Below are 23,969 nucleotides of genomic sequence, written 5' to 3' on the forward strand. Positions count from 1 at the left end.
AAGAATGCTTCGTGATCCGCTTCGCTCACCCCCAGACGCGCCTGAGCCACGTAGTTGCGGTACGGCACCGGGCTGCCCAGTTGTGCCGCCTGCCCCATCAAACCGGTCTGGATTTCGTGTTTCACCACCTCCAGCGCCACATGATCCAGGGCCATGTGGTGGAACAACAGCATCGCGCAGATCCGCTGATTGAGCGGGTCTTCGGCGTAAGCCACGCGCATCAAGGGTGCCTGGCCGATGTCCAGACGGTAGTGGCGCGGGTCGAAACGGCTGTGCAGTTGCTCTGCGATATCACCGTTTGCCGGATCCAGTTCAAGCGCTTCAAGGTGCAACTGCGCCTGACGCCAGACCACCTGCACCGGCGAGTCGAGACCTTGCCACACCACGCTGGTGCGCAGGATGTCGTGACGATCGATGACCAGCTGCAACGCTTCGGCAAATGCATCCAGGCGCTGGCGGTTATCAAATGCGAACCGGGTCTGCAAGACATAGGGGTCGCCCTGCTCCGCAGCGATATGGTGATAGAGAATGCCTTCCTGCAGCGGCGCCAACGGGTAGATATCCTGCACATTGGCCACGCCGCCCGGCACGCCTGCGACCACCTGATCGATCTGCGCCTGGGTCAGGTCGGCCAGCGGCAGCAGGTCCGGAGTGATGTATTCACAGTGTTCATCAATCAGGTTGGCGGGCACCACCACTTCCGTGCCAGCACCGACTGCCGCTGCCAGTGCAGCCAGCGTCGGCTGACCGAACAGCACGCGCACGTCCGAGCTCAAGCCCGACTGACGCATACGTCCGATCAGGCTGACGGCCAGCAGCGAATGACCGCCCAACTCGAAGAAGTTGTCGTGTCGACCGACCTGGGCAACGCCCAGCAGGTCTTGCCAGATAGCCGCGATCTGCGTTTCGGTTTCGCCTTGTGGGGCTTCATAACCACGGCTGATCAGCGCACCGGCTTCCGGTGCTGGCAGGGCCTTGCGGTCCAGCTTGCCATTCGGGGTCAGTGGCAGTGCATCGAGCAGCACATAGGCCACCGGAATCATGTAGGCCGGCAATTGTTCCTGCAGCCAGCCGCGCAGGCTGTCGATGTCTACAGAAGCCTGCCCTGCGCTCAGTGTGTAATAAGCCACCAGACGCTTGTCACCCGGAACATCTTCGCGGGCAGCCACCACTGCTTCACGAATGGCTGGGTGTTTGGCCAAGCGTGCATCGATCTCGCCCAGCTCGATGCGGAAGCCGCGGATTTTCACCTGATCGTCGTTACGACCCAGGTACTGGATATCGCCATCCGCCAGATAGCGACCCAGGTCGCCGGTGCGGTACATGCGTGCCGCTGGGTTTTGGCTGAACGGGTCTTTGAGGAAGCGTTCGGCAGTGAGGTCGTCACGGTTCAGGTAGCCACGAGCCACACCGGCACCGCCAATGTAGATTTCACCCGCAACACCCAGTGGCACGGGCTGTTGCTGTTCGTCCAGCAGGTAAAACTGTGTATTGCCAACCGGTTTGCCGATGTGCGCAGCGAAGCCGTCTTCGCGATCCATCGCCACCCAGCTTGAGTACGTGGTTGTTTCAGATGGGCCATACAGGTTGCACAGGCGCTGCACGCTGGTCTTCTCGAACAGCGACTCAACCAGGCTGCGCTTCAGCGCTTCACCGGCCACGTTTACGGTGTGGACCGATTCCGGCAGACCATCGACGTCCAGCAGCGCTTTAAGCGCCGACGGTACGGTGTTGATCAGGCCGATATCGTGCTCGCCGTGTTGCAGTTCCAGCACGTTTTTGACAACTTCGATACTGCCTCCCGACGTCAGCGGCGCGAAGCACTCGTAGACGGCGAGGTCGAAGTTCAGCGAAGTGGAGAACAGCGTTTTTTCCAGTGCACAGCCGTCGAACGCCTTATGCGCCCAGCTCAGGAAGTTCACGGTGTTACGGTGTTCGATCATCACGCCTTTCGGCAAACCGGTCGAACCCGAGGTGTAGATCAGGTAGGCCAGGTGCGCGGAAGTCAGCCCCGGCACCTGCGGATTCTGGACGGATTCGTCCTGCCAATCGCTCAGATCAAGATTGATGACAGGCACCGAAACGTCGCCTAGCAAGCCCTGAGTAGCGGTTTGAACCAAAACTGCCGCCGGAGCGCTGTCCTGCAGCATGTAGGCAATACGTTCTGCAGGGTAAGCCGGATCCAGCGGCACATAGCCGCCGCCCGCCTTGAGAATCGCCAGCAACCCGACGACCATTTCCGCGCCGCGTTCTACACAGATTCCGACGCGAGAGTCAGGCTGAACACCCTGCTTGCGCAGGGCATGGGCAAGGCGGTTGGCCTGCTCGTTAAGCTCGCGATAGGTCAAGCGTTCTTCGCCATGAACCACTGCCAGCGCTTCCGGTGTGCGCTCGGCTTGCGCTTCAAACATCCCGTGAATGGTCTGTTCGTTCTCGTAATCCAGCACGGTGTCGTTGAACGCCACCAGCAACTGCTCACGCTCGACAGTTGGCAGGATAGATAAACCTTGCAACGACGTTTCTGGCGTCTGCTCCAGCGCCGTCAACAGGTTTTCCAGCGCCGTGTGCATGTAGCCGCACACACGTTGCGCGCCGATTGACGAAACCACCAGCGCCGTCAGGCTGAACCCTTCGCCCAGATCATCGACGTTCAAGGTCAGTGGGTAGTTGGTGCGCTCTTCGCCACTGAGGGCTGCAATGCCCTGCCAGGCCTGCATGGCCTGGTCGGACACACTGCCGACCCCGCTATGGCGGTAGTTGAGCAATGCGCTGAACAAGGGCGCCGGCGCGGCAACCCCGCTGCAACGCTGGGCCAACGCCAGTGAGGCATGTTCGTGACCGAGCAAGGCAGTCAGGCGTTTATGAGTGGCCTTGACCCCATCACGCACGCCCTGCTCGCCCACCGAAACCCGCAGCGGCAAGGTGTTGATGAACATCCCCAAAGCCCGCTCGGTTCCTTCGCCACCTTGCATCCGGCCCATCAGGACGGTGCCGAACACCACATCCTGCCTGTTTGACACCTTGCCCAACACCTGAGCCCAGGCCAGGTGCACCAGACTTGCGGCACTCACTCCTTGTTGTCGGGCCTGAGCACGAAGGCGCAGGCTCATCTGAGGGGCCAGCGCCAGGCTGGCTTCCTCGATGTCACGACCTTCACCCTGCACATCCATCAGGCCGAACGGCAGGGTCGGCTCGTCGATATCGCCGAGCATGTCGCGGAAAAACGCTTCGTGATCGGCCTGGCTGACACCCAAGCGTGCCTGGGCTACATAGTTGCGATACGGCACGGGTACCGACGCTGCCAACGTGTCGGCCTCGCCCGCCAGCCATGCCTGCATTTCATGCTTCACCACTTCCAGCGCTACGTGGTCCAGGGCCATGTGATGGAATAGCAGCATCGCGCAGATGCGCTGGTTGAGCGGGTCTTCGGCATAGGCCACACGCATCAAAGGTGCCTGGCCGATGTCCAGTCGGTAATGACGCGGATCAAAGCGGCTGTGCAGTTGCGCACCGATATCGCCGTCTGCCGGATCGAGCTCAAGTGCGTCAAGGTGCAACTGTGCCTGACGCCAGACCACTTGCACCGGTGAATCGAGACCGTCCCATACCACGCTGGTGCGCAGAATGTCGTGGCGATCGATGACCATCTGCAAGGCCTGAACGAAGGCGTTCAGACGCTCGCTGTCAGCGAACGCGAACTGGGTCTGGAGCACATAGGGGTCGCCTATTTCGGCGGCCAGGTGGTGATAAAGAATGCCTGATTGCAACGGCGCCAGCGGGTAGATGTCCTGCACATTGGCAACACCGCCCGGCACGGTGGCTACGACTTGATCGATCTGCGCCTGCGTCAGATCGGCCAGTGGCAGCAGCTCCGGCGTAATGCGTTGGCAGTCCTTGGTGATCAGGTTGGCTGGCACTACGATCTCGGTGCCACCGCCCACGGCTGCGGCCAGTGCAGCCAGGGTGGGCTGGCTGAACAGCACGCGCACGTCGGCGCTCAGGCCCAACTGGCGCATACGCCCGGTCAGGCTCACCGCCAGCAGCGAATGGCCGCCGAGTTCGAAGAAGTGGTCGTGACGACCGACCTGCTCGACGCCCAGCAGGTCTTGCCAGATTACCGCGATCTGCTCCTCGATTTCGCCTTGCGGTGCTTCGTAGCCACGGCTGATCAGCGCATCACCGCCCGGTGCTGGCAGCGCCTTGCGATCAAGCTTGCCGTTGGACGTCAGCGGCATGGCCTCGAGCAGTACATAAATGGCCGGAACCATGTATTCAGGCAACTGTTGCTGCAGGTGACTGCGCAGGGTGTCGATATCGACAGCAGTGTGCTCGGCAGACTGCGTGTAGTAAGCCACCAGACGTTTGTCATCGGGTATGTCTTCGCGAGCGGTGACCACCGCTTCGTGGACTGCCGGGTGTCTGGCCAAAGCGGCCTCGACTTCACCGATTTCGATGCGTAAGCCGCGGATCTTCACCTGAAAGTCATTACGGCCCAGGTATTCCAATGCGCCATTGGCCAGCCAGCGACCCATGTCGCCGGTTTTGTACAGGCGTGCCTGCGGGTCGCTGGAAAACGGGTCGGCGATGAAACGCTCGGCACTCAGCTCCGGCAGGTTCAGGTAACCCCGCGCCACGCCGATGCCGCCAATGTGCAGTTCACCGGCCACGCCCATTGGTTGCAGCTGGCCCAAGGCATCCAGCACGTGCATCTGAATGTTGGCAATCGGACGGCCGATGGGCACGCTGTCGCCCGGATCCGTCGGGCGGCATTCCCAGGCGGTAACGTCGATGGCCGCTTCAGTCGGGCCATAGAGGTTGTGCAGTTCAACGCCCTTCAGGTGTTGCTCGAAGCGGCGCTGCAACGCACGCGGCAAGGCCTCGCCGCTGCACAGCACGCGGCGCAGTTGCGGGAAGTCGCGGGTCGAGCGGTGTTCCAGAAACACATCGAGCATCGAGGGCACAAAGTGCAGCAGGGTAATGCCCGCGTCAGTCATTACCTGCGCCAGGTAGTCCGGCTCCTGATGGCCACCGGGACGTGCCATGACCAGTTCGGCACCGGCGAGCAGCGGCAGGAAAAACTCCCAGACCGATACGTCGAAACCGAAGGGAGTCTTTTGCAGCACGCGATCCTGACTGTTCACTTGATAGGCGTCACGAGCCCAGAGCAGGCGGTTGACCACGCCCAGGTGTTCGTTCATCACGCCTTTGGGCTGACCAGTGGAACCCGAGGTGTACAGCACGTAGGCCAAGTGATTCGGCTTCAGGCCCAATGCCTTGGCATCCGGGTTGTTGATCGGCTGTAAGGCAAGCCGGGCGCTTTCATCGTGGCCATCGAGCACCAGCGCCGTAACGCTAAGGGCTGGCAGACTTGCAAGCAGATCCTGGCAGGTCAGCAGCGCACGGGGGGCGCTGTCGCTGAGCATATAGGCCTGGCGAGCGCTGGGCAGATCCGGGTCGATCGGCACATAGGCGCCACCGGCCTTGAGGATACCCAATAGCGCCACGACCATTTCCGGTCCGCGACGCAGGCTGACCGCAACCCGCGCATCCGGCTCCACACCCAGCTCAATCAGACGATGGGCGAGCTGATTGGCCTGTTGGTTGAGCTTGGCGTAAGTGAGCAACGGCCCACTGTCGCCGCGTACGGCGCAGGCATCCGGACGCTGAGCAGCCTGTTGTTCGATCAGTTGGTGGATCAATACATCGCGCGGATAAGGGTGAGCGGTGTCATTAAAGCCCGACAGTAACAGCTCGCGCTCGTCGTCCGGCAGTATGGGCAGGCTGTTCAGCGCTGCTTGCGGTGTGTGTTCCAGCGCTTGCACCAGGCTGCGCAGTGCAACCTGCATGTACTCGCCGATGCGCGTGGCACTGATTTGCTTGACGGCCTGAATGGTGAGCATGAAGTCATCGCCCAGGTCATCGACGTTCAGGCACAACGGATAGTTGGTGCGTTCCTCCATGCTCAGGGTCTGAATGCCCTGCCAGGCTGACAATGTTTCGCTCGAGGCCGCACCACCGTTGCTGTGGCGGTAGTTGAGCAAGGTGCTGAACAGCGGCAGCGAACTCGGCACGCCGCTGCAGCGCTGGGCCAGCGACAGCGAGGCATGCTCATGCCCCAGCAGGGTCGACAGCCGCTGGTGGGTGAGCTTGACCGCCGCCAGAGCGCTCTGGCTGCCGACGCTGATGCGCAGCGGTAAGGTGTTGATGAACATTCCCAGCGCCCTGTCGGCGCCGTTGCCGCCCTGCATGCGGCCCATCAGTACGGTACCGAACACCACTTCTTCACGGCCCGACACCCGACCGGCCACCTGAGCCCATGCCAGGTGCGCCAGACTGGCAGCGCTAACCCCTAATTGCCGCGCAATGCTGCGTATACGGCTGCTCAGCTGGCTGTCGAGTACCTGATGCACTTCCTCGATACCACTGCCATCGCCCTGCACGTCCTGTATGCCGTAAGCCAGGGTCGGTTCGTCGATGTCGCCGAGCATGTCGCGGAAAAACGCTTCGTGCTCGGCCTGGCTGATACCCAGACGCGCTTGTGCCACATGGTTGCGATAAGGCACCGGGGCCGGCAATTGTTCGATCTGCCCCTGCAGGCTGGCCTGCATTTCCTCCACCACCACTTCCAGTGAGGTGTGATCCAGCGCCAGATGGTGGAACAGCAACATGCCGACCAGGCGCTGGTGGGTGTTGTCCTCGGCATAGGCAATGCGCATCAGCGGCGCCTGGCCAATGTCCAGGCGATAGTGACGTGGGTCAAAACGCTCGCGCAGTCGTGTCAGCACGTCACCGTCGAGCGGATCGATGGCCACCTCTTCCAGGCTCAGTTTAGCGTTGCGCCAGACCACCTGTACCGGCTGCTCAAGCCCTTCCCAGACCACGGCGGTGCGCAGGATGTCGTGGCGTTCGACCACGTTCTGCAGGGCCGCGGCGAAACTGGCCAGGCACTCGCGATCATCGAACGCGAAGAGCATCTGCAAGACATAGGGATCACCTTCATCCGCAGCCAGATGGTGATAGAGAATACCTTCCTGCAAGGGGGCCAGGGCGTAGATGTCCTGAATGTTGGCCAGGCCGCCCGGGACGCTGGCGACGACCCGATCGATCGCTGCCTGATCCAGATCAGCCAGCGGCAGCATGTCCGGGGTAATACGCTCGCAGCCCGGCACGATCAGGTTATCCGGCACCTGTACGTCGGTGTGCCCGCCCACCGCAGCAGCAAGTGCGGCAAGGGTCGGCTGGCTGAACAGCACCCGCACATCAGCCGAAAGGTCGATCTGGCGCATGCGCTCGATCAGTTTGACGGCCAGCAGCGAATGCCCGCCCAGCTCGAAGAAATGATCGTGGCGGCCAACCTGTGGCACTTGCAGCAGAGACTGCCAGATCTGCGCGATGGCGATCTCGACATCGCCTTCGGGCGGCGCGTATTCACGCATTGCCAGTGCCTGCGCATCCGGTGCGGGCAATGCCTTTTGGTCGAGCTTGCCGTTGGCGGTCAGCGGGAAGCTGCCCAGCGCCACAAAAGCACTGGGCACCATGTAATCGGCCAGGGACAGCAGCAACCGCTCACGCAAGTCAGTCGCCACGATCTCGTGGCCGGGCGCAGCGATCACATAGGCCACCAGGCGTTTGTCACCCGGTTGATCTTCGCGGACCAGCACCAGCGCTTCGCGGACCGTGTCACAGGCGGCCAGCGCAGCCTGGATTTCTCCCAGTTCGATACGGAAACCACGAATCTTGACCTGGTCGTCGTTGCGGCCCAGGTAATCGAGACTGCCATCATCCATCCAGCGACCCAGGTCGCCGGTTCGGTACAGACGCGCCTGAGGATCTTTACTGAACGGGTTCGCCAGGAATCGCTCGGCCGTCAGCGCTTCACGATTCAGGTAGCCCCGCGCGACACCGGCGCCGCCGACGTACAGCTCGCCGACCACACCCACCGGCACCGGCTCGCGGCGCGCGTCCAGTACATACAACTGCAAATCGGGAATGCGTACACCGATGGGGCTCACGCCCGCACGTTGCGCATCTGCCGCCACCAGGGGGTGATAGGTCACATGCACCGTGGTTTCGGTGATGCCATACATGTTCACCAACTGCGTACCGGCGTTGATCACCCTGGCGTACCACGGCTTGAGCATCCCGGTATCCAGCGCTTCGCCACCAAAAATCACCTGGCGCAAGGAATGTCGCTGATCGCTCTCGCCCTGGGCGTTGAGCAACTGGCGGAACGCGCTCGGGGTCTGGTTGAGCACCGTCACTTCGGCGCTGCACAACAGCGCGTAGCAGTCTTGCGGGGAGCGGCTGATCAGTTGCGGCACGATCAGCAAACGCCCGCCGTGCAACAGCGCACCCCAGATTTCCCAGACCGAGAAGTCGAACGCGAATGAATGGAACAACGCCCAGACATCCTGCTCGTTGAAACCAAACCAGCTGTGGGTGGCCGAGAACAGCCGGGCCACGTTGCGGTGCTCGACCATTACGCCCTTGGGCAGGCCGGTCGAACCGGAGGTGTAGATGACGTAAGCCAGGTGGCGCGGGCTGAGCCCGGTCAGCTGTGGATTGTGACCCGGTTGGGCCTGCAACGCCGGACTGTGCAAATCCACGCGTGGGCCGTCGAACGTACCCAGCAGCGCCAGCCCGGCAGCATCGGCCAGCACCGCCATCGGGGCGCTGTCCTGCAACTGGTAAGCAATACGCTCCGCCGGATAGGCCGGGTCAACCGGCACGTAACCCGCACCGGCCTTGAGCACCCCGAGCAAACCGACAATCATCTCCAGGCTGCGCTCTACGCAGATCGCCACCCGGTCATCCGGCTGCACGCCCAGGCCCAGCAGGTAATGGGCCACCTGATTGGCGCGGGTGTTCAGCTCGGCATAGGTCAGGGTGCGGTCTTCATAGTGCAGGGCCACGGCATTCGGCTGCGCCACCACCCAGGCTTCGAAGGTACGGTGAATCAGGGTGTCATCGGCCTGCAGCGCATGGGGGGTGTTCCAGCTTTCCAGCAGTTGCTGGCGCTCGATCCCGGGCAGGATACGCAGCGCTCCCAGCGCAGCGTCCGGGGTCTGTTCCAGTGCTTGCACCAGGTTTTCCAGCACACAGTGCATGTACGCACATACACGCTTGGCACCGATCTGTGCTTCGGCCATGACGGTCAGGGCGAAACCTTCGCCTATGTCATCCACGCACAAGGTCAGCGGGTAGTTGGTACGTTCTTCGCCGTGCAGCGCCTGAATGCCTTCCCAGGCGACCTGCGCATTGTCGCTCGCGGCGACATCACCGGTATGACGGAAATTGAGCAGCGAGCTGAACAATGGCGTCGAAGCGGGTACACCACTGCAACGTTGGGCCAGTACCAGCGAGGCGTGTTCATGGGCCAGCAGCCCGCTGAGTCGCGCATGAGTCGCTTTCAGACCGCTGCGCACGCCCTGCTCGCCCAGCGTGACACGCAGTGGCAAGGTGTTGATGAACATTCCCAACGCCCGGTCGGACCCAGCGCCACCTTGCAGGCGACCGAGCAACACGGTGCCGAACACCACATCCTCTTTGCCTGACACAGCGCCCAGTAAACGAGCCCAGGCGAGGTGATAAAGGCTGGCAGAACTCACCCCGAGTTGACGAGCCTGTACGCGCAGGCGTCGGCTCAGGTCGACGTCGACCAGCAGACGCGCCTCCTCGATACCGCTGCCGTCGCCCTGCACGTCCTGCAGACCGAATGGCAGCGTCGGCTCATCGATGTCGCCGAGCATGTCGCGGAAAAACACCTCGTGCTCTTCACGGCTGACACCGAGCATGGCCTGAGCTACGTAATTGCGATAAGGCACGGACGGCGGCAGCGAGGCTTGCTGACCGAGCATATGTGCCTCGATTTCGCTTCTGAGGATGCGCAGCGATGTGGCGTCGTCCACGAGGTGGTGGAACAGCAACATGCCCAGCCAGCGGTTGTTCACTTCATCGTGTGCATAACCGATGCGCAGCATCGGTGCCTGACGGATGTCCAGACGCGTGTGACGAGGGTCGAGACGCTTGAGCAACTGCTCGGCGATGTCGCCATCGGCCGGGTCCAGCACTTGCTCATCCAGGCCCAGGGTCGCTTCACGCCAGACCACCTGCACCGGGGCGTCGAGACGTTCCCAAAGCACGGCGGTGCGCAGGATATCGTGCCGTGCGATCACGCCTTGCAGCGCGTGGGCGAAACTGTGCAGACGCTCAAGCCTGTCAAAGGCAAACAGCGCGTATTGCAAATACGGGTCACCCTCGGTAGCGGCAAGGTGGTGATACAAGATCCCCTCCTGCAGCGGCGCCAAGGCATAGATATCCTGCACGTTGGACAGACCGCCGGGCACGCTGGAGACCACGCGATCAATATCGTCCTGGGTGAGCGACACCAGCGGCAGCATATCCGGGGTGATGCGCGAGCAGTCCGCGGGAATAAGGTTGGCGGGAGCCTCGACTTGCCCCTTGCCGCCCACCGCTGCCGCCAGGGCAGACAGGGTCGGCTGGCTGAACAGCACGCGCACATCGGCTACCAGATCGATCTGGCGCATGCGCTCGATCAGTTTCACGGCCAGCAGCGAGTGGCCGCCCAGCTCGAAGAAGTGGTCATGCCGGCCGACCTGCTCGAGTTGCAACAGGTCTTGCCAGATCCGCGCAATGGCCATCTCGGTATCGCCTTCAGGCGCTTCGTAGCCTTGACTGGCCACCGCCGAGCGGTCGGGCGCGGGCAGCGCCTTGCGGTCAAGCTTGCCGTTGGCCGTCAGCGGGAAGCTTTCCAGACTGACGAAGGCACTTGGCAGCATGTACTCGGCCAGCGACAGGCGCAGTTGCTCGCGCAATCGGCTAGCGTCCGGTTCCAGTCCCGCGGTGCCGATAACATAGGCCACCAGACGCTTGTCACCAGGCTCGTCCTCACGCACCAGCACCAGCGCATCCTGTATACCGTCACACGCGGCGAGTTGCGCTTCGATCTCGCCCAGCTCGATACGGAAGCCGCGAATCTTCACCTGTTCATCGTTACGTCCCAGGTATTCCAGGCTGCCATCGGCCAGCCAGCGACCCAGATCGCCGGTGCGGTACAGGCGCGCACCTGGCGCAGTATTGAACGGGTCATCGAGAAAACGCTCGGCCGTCAGTGCTTCACGGTTCAAGTAGCCACGTGCCACACCGGCACCGCCGACATACAGCTCGCCGACCACGCCGACTGGCACCGGTTCGCCACGGGTATCGAGGACATACAGTTGCAAATCGGGAATGCGCCTGCCGATCGGGCTGGCACCGATACGCTGTGCATCTTCGGCCTGCAACGGGTAATAGGTAACGTGCACCGTGGTTTCGGTAATGCCGTACATGTTGACCAGTTGCGTACCGGCATTCACCTTGCGGGCGTACCACGGCTTGAGCATGGCCGTTTCCAGTGCTTCGCCGCCGAAAATCACCTGGCGCAACGAATGCGCCTGCCCGTGCTCGCCCTGTGCCGCAATCAGTTGGCGGAACGCACTTGGCGTCTGGTTGAATACCGTTACCCCGGCGCTGCACAGCAGGTTGTAGCAGTCTTCTGGTGAACGGCTGATCAGTTGCGGCACGATCAGCAGACGTCCGCCGTGCAGCAAGGCGCCCCAGATTTCCCAGACCGAGAAGTCAAAGGCGAACGAGTGGAACAGCGCCCAGATGTCCTGTTCGCCAAACGCGAACCAGTCTGCGGTGGCCGAAAACAGCCGTGCAACATTGCGATGCTCGACCATCACGCCTTTGGGCAGACCGGTTGAGCCGGAGGTGTAGATGACATAGGCCAGGCTCGCAGCCGTCAGCCCCGCTACCTCTGGATTGCAGACGGATTCGTCCTGCAAGTCGGGATCATCGAGACTGATGATAGGCACTTCCGTCACCGGCAAGGCTTGCTGCACTGACTGCTGGCTCAATAATGCCACCGGCGTGCTGTCACCGAGGGTATAGGCCAGGCGCTCAAGCGGGTACGCCGGATCCAGTGGTACATAACCGGCCCCGGATTTGAGGATACCCAGCAAGCCGATAATCATCGCCGGGCCACGCTCGACACAGATCGCCACGCGATCATCCGGGCGTACACCCAAGGCCAGTAAGCGATGCGCGACCTGGTTGGCACGCGCGTTGAGTTCGCCGTAGCTCAGGATCTGTTCTTCGAACACCAGAGCGACGGCGTCTGGCTTTTCTGCGGCGCGGGCTTCGAATTGCTGATGGATCGGTGTTTCGTGTGTATCGGTCTTGTTGGGCAGGTTCCACTGTTCGAGCAACTGCGCACGCTCGCTGAGCGGCAGTATCGAAATACTGTGTAACGGCGTTTGCGGCGCCTGTTCCAGCGCATCGATCAGCCCTTCTGTGGCCAACTGTAAATAGTCACAAACACGCTGCGCGCCGATGCTCGCCGTCACCAGTGCTGTGAACAGAAATCCTTCACCCATATCGTCGACGTTGATGGTCAACGGGTAGTTGGTGCGTTCTTCATCGGCCAGCCGCAGCGATTGCATGCCATCCCAAGCCGCCATTGCTTCATCGGTCACGGCCACGCTGCTGTGACGATAGTTGAGCAAGGCGCTGAACAGTGGCGCCGGTGCAACCACGCCACTGCAGCGCTGGGCCAGTGCCAGCGAGGCATGTTCATGGCCGAGTAACCCAGTCAAGCGCCGATGCGTGGCCTTGACTCCGTCACGTACGCCCAGATCGCCGAGGTCTACCCGCAGCGGCAAGGTATTGATGAACATGCCAAGGGCCCGTTCGGCACCCTCGCCGCTTTGCATGCGGCCCATCAGAATGGTGCCGAACACCACCTGTTCACGTCCGCTCAGGCGACCGAGCATCTGCGCGAACGCCAAGTGGATAAGGCTTGCCGCGCTGACCCCAAGCTGCCGTGCCTGTACTCTCAGGCGTTGACTCAAAGCGCCGTCCAGCGCCAGGCTGGCCTGAGCGATAGCGCTGCCGTCGCCTTGCACATCGTGCAGGCCGAAGGGCAGCGTCGGCTCGTCGATATCGCCGAGCATGTCCTGGAAGAACAGTTCGTGGTCCTGCTCTTTCAAGCCCAGCCGTGCCTGAGCGACATAGTTGCGGTAAGGAATGGAGTCGGCAAGTTGCTCGGCCTGACCGCACAGGCAGACCTGCATTTCATAGCGCACCTGATCCAGCGCAGTGTGGTCAAGGATCATGTGGTGAAACATCAGGGTCGCCACCCAGCGCTCGTTGCCGCTGTCCAGGGCACACACCAGGCGCATCAAGGGTGCCTGGCGGATGTCCAGGCGTATCTGGCGCGGGTCCAGGTGCTCTTGCAACTGACGGGCTATATCACCAAGGCAAGGGTTGAACTCAATCTCTTCTACGCTGAGTTCGACATGGCGCCAGACCACCTGCAAAGGCTCATCAAGGCTTTCCCAGTGCATGGACGTGCGCAGGATGTCATGGCGGTTGATAACCGTTTGCAGGGCCTGAGCAAAGGAGTCCAGGTGAGCGCGGCTGTCAAAGGCGAACTGTGCCTGCAATACATAGGGGTCGCCCTGTTCGGCGCTGATGTGGTGATAGAGAATGCCTTCCTGCAAGGGGGCCAGCGGGTAGATGTCCTGCACGTTCGCCGCGCCGCCGGGCACGCAGGTCACCACCTGGTCGATCAGCTCTTGAGTCAGGTCGACCAACGGCAGCATGTCTGGGGTAATTCTCTGGCAATCCACTGGAATACCGTTGGCCGGGATCACCAGATCGTCGACCGCGCCTGACGCTGCGGCCAGTGCCGCCAAGGTCGGCTGGCTGAACAGCGTACGCACATTGGCACTCAGGCCGGCCTGGCGCATACGTTCGATCAGGCTCACTGCCAGCAGCGAATGCCCGCCCAGTTCAAAGAAATGATCGTGGCGACCGACACGTTCGATGTTGAGCAAGTCGCTCCAGATCTTCGCCAGAATGATTTCGGCTGCGCCTTGCGGCTCCTCGTAGCCGCCACGGATCAGTACATCACCGTCCGGTGCTGGCAGGGCCTTGCGGTCCAGTTTGCCGTTCGGGGTCAGCGGCAGCGCATCAAGACGCACATAGGCCACAGGGATCATATAGGCCGGCAATTGCTCCTGCAGCCAGTCGCGCAGGCTATCGATGTCTGGCTCATTGTGGGCGGCCTGGACGGTGTAATAAGCCACCAGGCGTTTGTCGCCCGGGATGTCTTCGCGGGCGGTGACTACCGCCTCATGGACCGCCGGGTGTTTTGTCAGGAGTGCGTCGATCTCGCCCAGTTCGATACGGAAACCACGGATCTTCACCTGATCGTCGTTACGGCCCAGGTATTCGATATTGCCGTCAGGCAAGTAACGACCCAGGTCACCGGTGCGGTACATGCGTGCCGCCGGGTTTTGGCTGAACGGATCCTTGAGGAAGCGCTCGGCAGTGAGGTCGTCACGGTTCAGATAACCCCGCGCCACACCGGCACCGCCGATGTAGATTTCACCGACAACACCCATCGGCACAGGCTGTTGCTGTGGGTCCAGCAGGTAAAACTGCGTGTTGCCGACCGGTTTGCCGATGTGTGCAGCGAAACCGTCTTCGCGGTCCATCGCCACCCAGCTTGAATAGGTGGTGGTTTCAGACGGGCCATAGAGGTTGCACAGGCGCTGCACGCCAGTCTTCTCGAACAGCGATTCCACCAGGCTGCGCTTGAGCGCTTCACCGGCCACGTTCACTGTGTGCACAGATTCTGGCAAGCCGTTAACTTCCAGCAGCGCTTTAAGCGCCGACGGTACGGTGTTGATCAGGCCGATATCGTGCTCGCCGTGTTGCAGTTCCAGCACGTTTTTGACAACTTCGATACTGCCGCCCGATGTCAGCGGCGCAAAGCACTCGTAGACGGCGAGGTCGAAGTTCAGCGAAGTGGAGAACAGCGTTTTTTCCAGTGCCGAAGCGTCGAATGCATTATGTGCCCAGCTCAGGAAGTTAACGGTGTTGCGGTGTTCGATCATCACGCCTTTTGGCAGGCCGGTGGAGCCCGAGGTGTAGATCAGGTACGCCAGATGCGCCGAAGTCAGCCTCGGCACCTGCGGATTCTGGACGGATTCGTCCTGCCAATCGCTCAGATCAAGATTGATCACAGGCACCGAAACATCGGCTAGCAAGCCCTGAGTAGCGGTCTGAGCAAGCACCGCTGCCGGAGCGCTGTCCTGCAACATGTAAGCAATACGTTCTACCGGATACGCCGGATCGAGCGGCACATACCCGCCGCCCGCCTTGAGGATCGCCAGCAATCCAACGACCATCTCGGCACTGCGTTCAACGCAGATACCAACGCGGGAATCCGGCTGAACGCCCTGCTTGCGCAAGGCATGGGCCAGGCGGTTAGCCTGCTCGTTAAGCTCGCGGTACGTCAGGCGCTGTTCGCCGTGCAGCACTGCCAGCGCTTCCGGTGTGCGCTCGGCTTGCGCTTCAAACAGGCCATGGATGGTCTGCTGCTGCGGATAATCCAGCGCAGTGTCGTTGAAACCCACCAGTAACCGCTCGCGCTCGTCGGCAGGCAGGATCGACAGGCTATCGAGGGGCGCGGTTGATGCTTGCTCCAGTGCCTGAATCAACTGATCGAGCGCAGTGTGCATGTATCCGCATATGCGCTGCGCTCCGACAACAGTCGTCGTCAGCGCAGTCAGTTTGAAGCCTTCACCCAGGTCATCAACGTTCAACGTCAATGGGTAGTTGGTGCGTTCCTCGCTGCTCAGGGCATGAATACCCTGCCAGGCCTGCATGGCCTGTTCGGACGCGCTGCCGCCTCCACTATGACGATAGTTGAGCAGCGCGCTGAACAGCGGCGTCGGTGCGACAACACCACTGCAACGCTGGGCCAATGCCAGCGAGGCATGTTCGTGACCGAGCAAGGCCGTCAGGCGCTTATGAGTGGCCTTGACCCCGTCACGTACGCCCTGCTCGCCCACCGATACCCGCAGCGGCAAGGTGTTGATGAACATCCCCAAGGCCCGCTCGGCACCTTCGCCACCCTGCATCCGGCCCAACAGGACGGTACCGAACACCACATCCTGCCTGTTTGACACCTTGCCCAACACCTGAGCCCAGGCCAGGTGCACGAGGCTCGCGGCACTCACCCCCTGTTCCCGGGCCTGAGCCCGCAGACGCATGTTCAGCTGAGGGTCCAGCGCCAGGCTGGCCTCCTCGATATCGCGACCTTCACCCTGTACATCCAGCAGGCCGAACGGCAGCGTCGGCTCGTCGATATCGCCGAGCATGTCGCGGAAAAATGCTTCGTGATCGGCCTGGCTGACACCCAGGCGTGCCTGGGCCACATAGTTGCGATACGGCACGGGTACCGACGCTGCCAACGTGTCGGCCTCGCCCGCCAGCCATGCCTGCATTTCATGCTTCACCACTTCCAGCGCTACGTGGTCCAGGGCCATGTGATGGAACAGCAGCATCGCGCAGATGCGCTGGTTGAGCGGGTCTTCGGCATAGGCCACGCGCATCAGCGGCGCCTGGCCTATATTTAGACGGTAATGGCGCGGGTCAAAGCGGCTGTGCAGTTGTGCACCGATATCGCCGTCTTCCGGATCGAGCTCAAGTGCGTCAAGGTGCAACTGTGCTTGACGCCAGACCACTTGCACCGGCGAGTCCAGACCGTCCCATACCACGCTGGTGCGCAGAATGTCGTGGCGATCGATGACCATCTGCAAGGCCTGAACGAAGGCGTTCAGACGCTCGCTGTCAGCGAACGCGAACTGGGTCTGGAGCACATAGGGGTCGCCGATTTCGGCGGCCAGGTGGTGATAAAGAATGCCTGACTGCAGAGGCGCCAGGGGGTAGATGTCCTGCACATTGGCCACGCCGCCCGGCACAGTGGCTACGACTTGATCGATCTGCGCCTGAGTCAGGTCGGCCAGTGGCAGCAGCTCAGGCGTAATGCGTTGGCAGTCCACGCTGATCAGGTTGGCGGGTACCACGATCTCGGTGCCACCGCCGACCGCCGCGGCGAGTGCAGCCAGGGTGGGCTGGCTGAACAGCACGCGCACGTCGGCGCGCAGGCCCAACTGGCGCATACGCCCGGTCAGGCTCACTGCCAGCAGCGAATGGCCGCCGAGTTCGAAGAAGTGGTCGTGACGCCCAACCTGTGCGACACCCAGCAGGTCTTGCCAGATTACCGCGATCTGCTCCTCGATTTCGCCTTGCGGTGCTTCGTAGCCACGGCTGATCAGCGCCTCACTGTCCGGTGGTGGCAGTGCTTTGCGATCCAGCTTGCCGTTGGGGGTCAGCGGCAGCTTCTCCAGCATCACGTAAATGGCTGGAACCATGTACTCAGGCAGCTTTTCCTGCAAATGGCTGCGCAGGCTGTCGATGTCTACCGAAGCATGCCCTGTGCTCAGGGTGTAATAAGCTACCAGGCGCTTGTCGCCCGGTACGTCTTCGCGAGCAGTCACCACCGCTTCGTGGATAGCCGGGTATTTGGCCAGACGTGCGTCGATCTCGCCCAGTTCGATACGGAAACCGCGGATCTTCACCTGATCGTCGTTACGGCCCAGGTATTCGATATTGCCGTGTGGCAAGTAACGGCCAAGGTCACCGGTACGATACATGCGTGCCGCGGGCTGCGGGCTGAACGGGTCTTTAAGGAAGCGCTCCGCAGTGAGGTCGTCACGGTTCAAGTAGCCTCGCGCCACACCGGCTCCGCCGATGTAGATTTCACCCGCGACACCCAGTGGAACAGGTTGCAGTTGCTCATCCAGCAGGTAAAACTGCGTATTGCCGACCGGTTTGCCGATGTGCGCAGCGAAGCCGTCTTCGCGGTCCATGGCCACCCAACTGGAGTAGGTGGTGGTTTCCGATGGGCCATAGAGGTTGCACAGACGCTGCACGCTGGTTTTCTCGAACAGCGATTCAACCAGACTGTGTTTGAGGGCTTCACCGGCCACGTTCACGGTGTGAACCGATTCCGGCAGACCGTCAACGTCCAGCAGCGCCTTGAGCGCTGAGGGTACGGTGTTGATCAGGCCGATATCGTGTTCGCCGTGTTGCAGTTCAAGGACGTTTTTGACGACTTCGATACTGCCGCCCGAGGTCAGTGGCGCAAAGCACTCGTAGACGGCGAGGTCGAAGTTCAGCGAAGTGGAGAACAGCGTTTTTTCCAGTGCCGAGTGGTTTGTGCCAGCATCGAAAGCCGCGTGCGCCCACGTCAGAAAGTTCACGGTGTTCCGGTGTTCGATCATTACGCCTTTCGGCAGACCGGTCGAACCCGAGGTGTAGATCAGGTACGCCAGATGCGCCGAGGTCAGCTCCGCCACCTGCGGGTTCTGGGCGGATTCGTCCTGCCAATCGCTCAGATCAAGATTGATCACAGGCACCGAAACGTCGGCCAGCAGGCCCTGAGTAGCGGATTGAGCCAGCACGGCTGCCGGAGCGCTGTCCTGCAACATATAAGCAATACGTTCCGCTGGATAAGCCGGGTCCAGCGGCACATAACCGCCGCCCGCTTTAAGGATTGCCAGCAAGCCGACGACCATGTCGGCGCCGCGCTCAACGCAGATACCAACCCGCGAATCAGGCTGAACGCCTTGCTTGCGCAACGCATGGGCCAGACGGTTGGCCTGCTCGTTAAGCTCGCGATACGTCAGGCGCTGTTCGCCGTGAACCACTGCCAGGGTTTGCGGCGTGCGCTCCACCTGTGCTTCGAACATCCCATGAATGGTCTGCTGCTGCGGGTAATCCTGTGCGGTGTCGTTGAACGTCACCAGCAACTGCTCGCGCTCGACAGCTGGCAAAATCGACAAACTTTGTAGCGACGCTTGTGGCATCAACTCAAGTGCGTCCACCAGATGTTCCAGCGCCGTGTGCATATAGCCACACACGCGCTGCGCACCGACAGTGATCGTCGCCAGCGCAGTCAGTTTGAAGTCCTCACCAAAGTCATCGACGTTCAACGTCAATGGATAGTTGGTGCGTTCTTCACTGTTCAGGGCACGAATACCCTGCCAGGCCTGGGCGGTCCGTTCTGAAGCGCTGCCAACCGCACTGTGGCGGTAGTTGAGCAGTGCGCTGAACAGCGGCGTCAGCGCGGACACTCCGCTGCAACGCTGAGCCAATGCGAGGGATGCATGTTCGTGAGCGAGCAACGCGGTGAGTTGCGCGTGTGTCGCCTTGACCCCGGCGCGTACCCCTTGCCCGCCCACGGCAACCCGCAGCGGCAAGGTGTTGATGAACATTCCCAGCGCCCGATCAGCGCCCTCGCCGGCCTGCATACGGCCCAGCAGTACGGTGCCGAACACCACGTCGCGACGATCGGAAACCTTGCCCAGCACCTGAGCCCAGGCCAGATGCACCAGACTGGCGGCACTCACACCCTGTTGTCGGGCCTGAGCACGCAGTCGCAGGCTCAACTGGCTGTCCACCACCAGGACAGCTTCTTCGATATCATGGCCATCGCCCTGCACATCCTGCAGGCCGAAAGGCAGCGTCGGTTCGTCGATGTCGCCCAGCATGTCGCGGAAAAACACTTCATGATCAGCCTGGCTGACACCCAGACGCGCCTGAGCCACGTAGTTGCGGTATGGCACGGGCGCCGACAAGGTTTCACTCTCGCCGAGCAGCCAGGCCTGCATTTCATGCTGCACAACGTCCATCGCCGTGTGATCCAGGGCCATATGATGGAACAGCAGCATCGCGGTGATTCGCTGATTGAGCGGGTCCTCGGCATAGACCAGACGCATCAGTGGCGCTTGAGTCATATCGAGGCAGTAGTGCCGCGGATCGAAGCGGCTATGCAGTTGCGCGCCGATCTCGCCGTCCGCAGGGTCAAGTTCAAGCCCTTCAAGGTGCAACTGCGCCTGGCGCCAGACCACTTGCACCGGTGAGTCCAGACCATCCCATACCACCCCGGTACGCAGAATGTCGTGACGATCGATGACCATCTGCAAAGCCTGAACGAAGGCGTCCAGGCGCTCGCGGTTGTCAAAGGCGAACTGGGCCTGCAGCACATAGGGGTCGCCGGCCTCGGCTGCCATGTGATGATAGAGAATGCCTTCCTGCAACGGCGCCAGCGCGTAGATATCCTGAACATTTGCCACGCCGCCGGGTACGGTGGCGACCACTTGGTCGATCTGCACCTGGGTCAGATTCGCCAATGGCAACAGCTCCGGGGTGATGCGTTCGCAGCCTTTGTCTATCAGATTGGCCGGTACCTTGATGTCATGGCTTGCGCCGACAGCTGCGGCCAGTGCGGCCAGCGTGGGCTGGCTGAACAGCACGCGAACATCTGCGCTCAGGCCCGCCTGACGCATGCGTTCGATCAGACTGACCGCCAGTAGCGAGTGCCCGCCGAGCTCAAAGAAGTGATCCTGACGGCCGACGCGTTCAACGTTGAGCAATTCGGACCATAAGCGCGCCAGGGTAATTTCCACTTCACCCTCGGGTGCCTGGAATTCACGGCTGGCATAGGCGTCTGCGTCCGGTACCGGCAAGGCTCGGCGATCAAGCTTGCCGTTGGCGGTCAGCGGGAACGAATCCAGCACCATAAAGGCGCTTGGGACCATGTATTCGGCCAGAGACGCCGCCAGTTCGCGGCGCAGTTCGACCGCTGACAAGGCGCTGTTTTCTTCACCGATGACGTACGCCACCAGGCGTTTGTGTCCAGGCTCGTCCTGGCGGGCCAGCACCACCGCCTCTCTGACGCCAGGGCAGTCGACCAGACGCGCTTCGATTTCACCCAGTTCGATACGGAAACCACGGATTTTCACCTGGTCGTCGTTACGGCCCAGATACTCGATCACCCCGTCTGCGTTCCAGCGACCAAGGTCGCCGGTGCGGTACAACAGGGCTCCAGCGTCCTCACTGAAAGGATTGGCGATAAACTGCGTAGCGTTCAGCTCCGGGCGGTTCAAGTAACCCTTGGCCACGCCCTGCCCGCCGATATACAGCTCTCCGACCACACCGATCGCCACCGGTTGGCGTAGGGCGTCGAGCACATAGACCTGGCTGTTGCCAATCGGGCGGCCGATAGGAATACCGCCGTTGCCGACCGAGGTGATCTCATGGATTGTAGAGAAAGTCGTCGCTTCGGTCGGGCCGTAGCCATTGAGCAAGTATCTCGGTGCGCCGTCTTTCAATACCCTGGCGATCACTGCCGGGTCCAGCACATCACCACCAACGATCAGGTAGCGCAATCTGGCGAAAGCCTCCATCAGGCCGTCGGCATATTGATGGAACAGGCCCGCGGTCATCCACAGCACGCTGACTGACTGGGACAGCAACAGCGCACGGAACTCGTCGAGAGACAGCAATACCGACTGCTCCACCACGACCACGCAGCCGCCATTGAGCAGTGGCGCCCATACATCCAGGGTGCTGGCGTCAAAAGCCGGGTTGGAGGCGAACGCTACACGATCCCTGGCATTGAAATCGGCATAATTGTTGTTGAGCACCAGACGGCTGACAGCACGATGCGGCACCAATACGCCTTTGGGCATACCGGTGGAACCGGAGGTGTACATGATGTAGGCCACCGACTCGGCGGACGCTGACGGTAGCGGGTCAGGCGCATCGTTTTGCAGTTCCAGCAGGTCAAGGTCAATCCGCTGGATGCCTTCAGGCAGATGATGGCGAGCCAGCGTCAATACGTAACGCGCTGTGCAGTCTTGCAGCATGAATGCCTGACGCTCGGCGGGGGCATTTATATCTAGCGGTACATAGGCCGCCCCGCATTTGACGATCGCCAACTGCCCGGCCAGCAAATCAAGGGAACGCTCCAGCAGCAACGCCACCCGTTCGCCCGGTTGCACGCCGAGGTCGGTCAGGTGACGGGCCAACGCGTTGGCGCGACTGTTGAGTTCATGGTAGGTCAGTTGCTGGTCATCTTGTACAGCGGCCAGCGCATCGGGCTGCGTTGCCACTCGTTGTTCGAACAGTTCCTGCAGGCTGCTGTTACGTGAGTAGTCGCGTGCCGTGTCATTGAAGGCGCGCAGCACTTGCTGGCGTTCGGTTGACGAGAGGATTTGCAAACGCTGCAACGGGGTTTGCGGCTGCTGCTCCAGCGCCTCGACCAGCGCGCCGAGTGCCGTCAGCATATAGTTGCCGATGCGCTCTGCACCGACCTGTGCCATGGCTTGAACCGTCAGGCTGAAGCCTTGGCCCAGGTCGTTCACCGACAGCGTGATCGGGTAAGTACTGCGCTCCTCGCTGCCCAGGCTCTGCAAGCCTTTCCAGGCTTGGAGCGCCTCTGATGAAACGACTGGTTCGCTGGCACTGTGGCGATAATTGAGTAGTGAATTGAACAACGGTGCCGGTGCGGCCACGCCACTGCAACGCTGGGCCTGGGCCAGCGATGCGTGTTCGTGACCGAGCAACGCGGTCAGCCGTGCGTGGGTGGTTCTGACCCCTTCACGCACCGCATGCCCTTCAAGCTTGACCCGCAACGGCAAGGTGTTGATGAACATACCCAATGCCCGGTCGGAGCCGTCGCCGCCCTGCATCCGGCCCATCAGTACCGTACCGAAAACCACGTCCGACTTGCCTGACAGCGCACCCACCACCCGTGCCCATGCGAGGTGATGCAGGCTCGCGGCACTGACCCCAAGCTGCCTTGCCAAGGTTCGCAGGCGCGCGCTCAATGCGTCATCGAGGGGCAGGCGCACATCTTCGATCAGCGAGTCGCTGCCCGGCGTTTCGAGCACGCCGAACGGCAGCGTTGGCTCATCGATATCGGCCAGCATCTCGCGAAAGAAACCTTCATGAGCATCTGCCCCGACACCCAGCCGCACCTGTGCCACGTAGTTGCGATACGGCACGGCTTCGGGCAAGGCGTGGCCTTCGCCGAGCAGAAAGGCCTGCATCTCGTGTTTCACCAGTTCCAGCGCGGCGTGGTCAATGGCAATGTGGTGGTACAGCAGGATAGCGACCCAGCGGGCATTGGCCGGATCTTCAACGCACACCATGCGCATCAGCGGCGCATCGCGCAGGTCCAGGCGGTGATGCCGGGTATCAAACCGCTCGCGCAACTGGGTCTCGATGGGGCCGTCAGCCGCGTCCAGTGTCAGCTCATCCACTGTCAGCGTCGCCTCGCGCAACACCACTTGCACCGGTTCGTCGAGACCTTCCCAGACCATTGCCGTGCGCAGGATGTCATGGCGATCGATCACCGCCTGCAGTGCCTGGGCGAAGTCATCGAGACGTTCGCGACTCTCGGCCCCGAACAGATCCTGCAATACATAGGGATCGCCCTGCCCGGCCGTCAGGTGATGATAGAGAATCCCTTCCTGCAGGGGCGCCAGCGGGTAGATGTCCTGCACATTGCCAGCGCCGCCCGGGACGGCGTCGACGATTCTGTCGATCGCTTCCTGGCTTAGATTGGCCAGCGGCAGCATGTCCGCGGTAATGCGAAAGGCCGGGCTGAGCCAGTCACCGCCCATTCGAGCCACCAGCGTCAGCAGTTCTGCCTTGTGCACGCTCAGGCTTTCAAGGGTGGCACTGTCCAGCCCCTCGTCGTCTCCGAGAATCACGAGATCGTCTTCTTCCTGTTGAAGACGGATCGCATGCGTGGAAAGAACTGCCATCAATTCGCTGAAGTGCATCGAATAACCTGCTGTTTATCATTTCAGAGGGGGTCGACGATCCCTGAGATCGGTGTCGCAACCAGTGTTTCGCACGATAAAAACGGAGGGGCTTCTAAACTCGAAGACAGAACGGGATCCGGGTGCAGGTATGATGGGCGCCGCAGCAATAAAGGGCTGCGGTCCTCTGACACACACGAAACTTCCCATTCGCCGTGCTTCCCACACGCCGCAAAAATTAGAGCATCCATGGGCGACTGTCTGTCGTGGGAAGCTGGGACAAGACTTGAGGGTGGCGGTCGGCGCAGCGATGTGCGAGCGGCTGTCTGAACAGACAGAGTGGAATGTTGCGAGGGTGGGCGAAGCTGTTACGCAGGACTTCAGGGTGAAAGGCAACCGCCCGACCGGTTGCCGATCGGGCGGGCAGTTACCGTCGCT

General features: G+C 61.5%; 1 protein-coding gene (running past one end of the window). It reads right to left on the reverse strand.

The window, feature by feature from the left end; all coding sequences use genetic code 11:
* A protein-coding gene (sypC, locus tag JOE34_RS18625) for a syringopeptin non-ribosomal peptide synthetase SypC (RefSeq protein WP_209996417.1) crosses the window boundary here: on the reverse strand, positions 1–23,552 show its 5' portion. The gene continues 17,026 nt to the left of window position 1, outside the view; 23,552 of the gene's 40,578 nt are visible here — the first part of the coding sequence; its start codon is at positions 23,550–23,552; the stop codon falls past the left edge of the window.
* Positions 23,553–23,969: the final 417 nt, after the last annotated feature.

Origin of the sequence: Pseudomonas sp. PvP028 (assembly GCF_017832255.1) — a bacterium.
Classification (GTDB): domain Bacteria; phylum Pseudomonadota; class Gammaproteobacteria; order Pseudomonadales; family Pseudomonadaceae; genus Aquipseudomonas; species Aquipseudomonas syringae.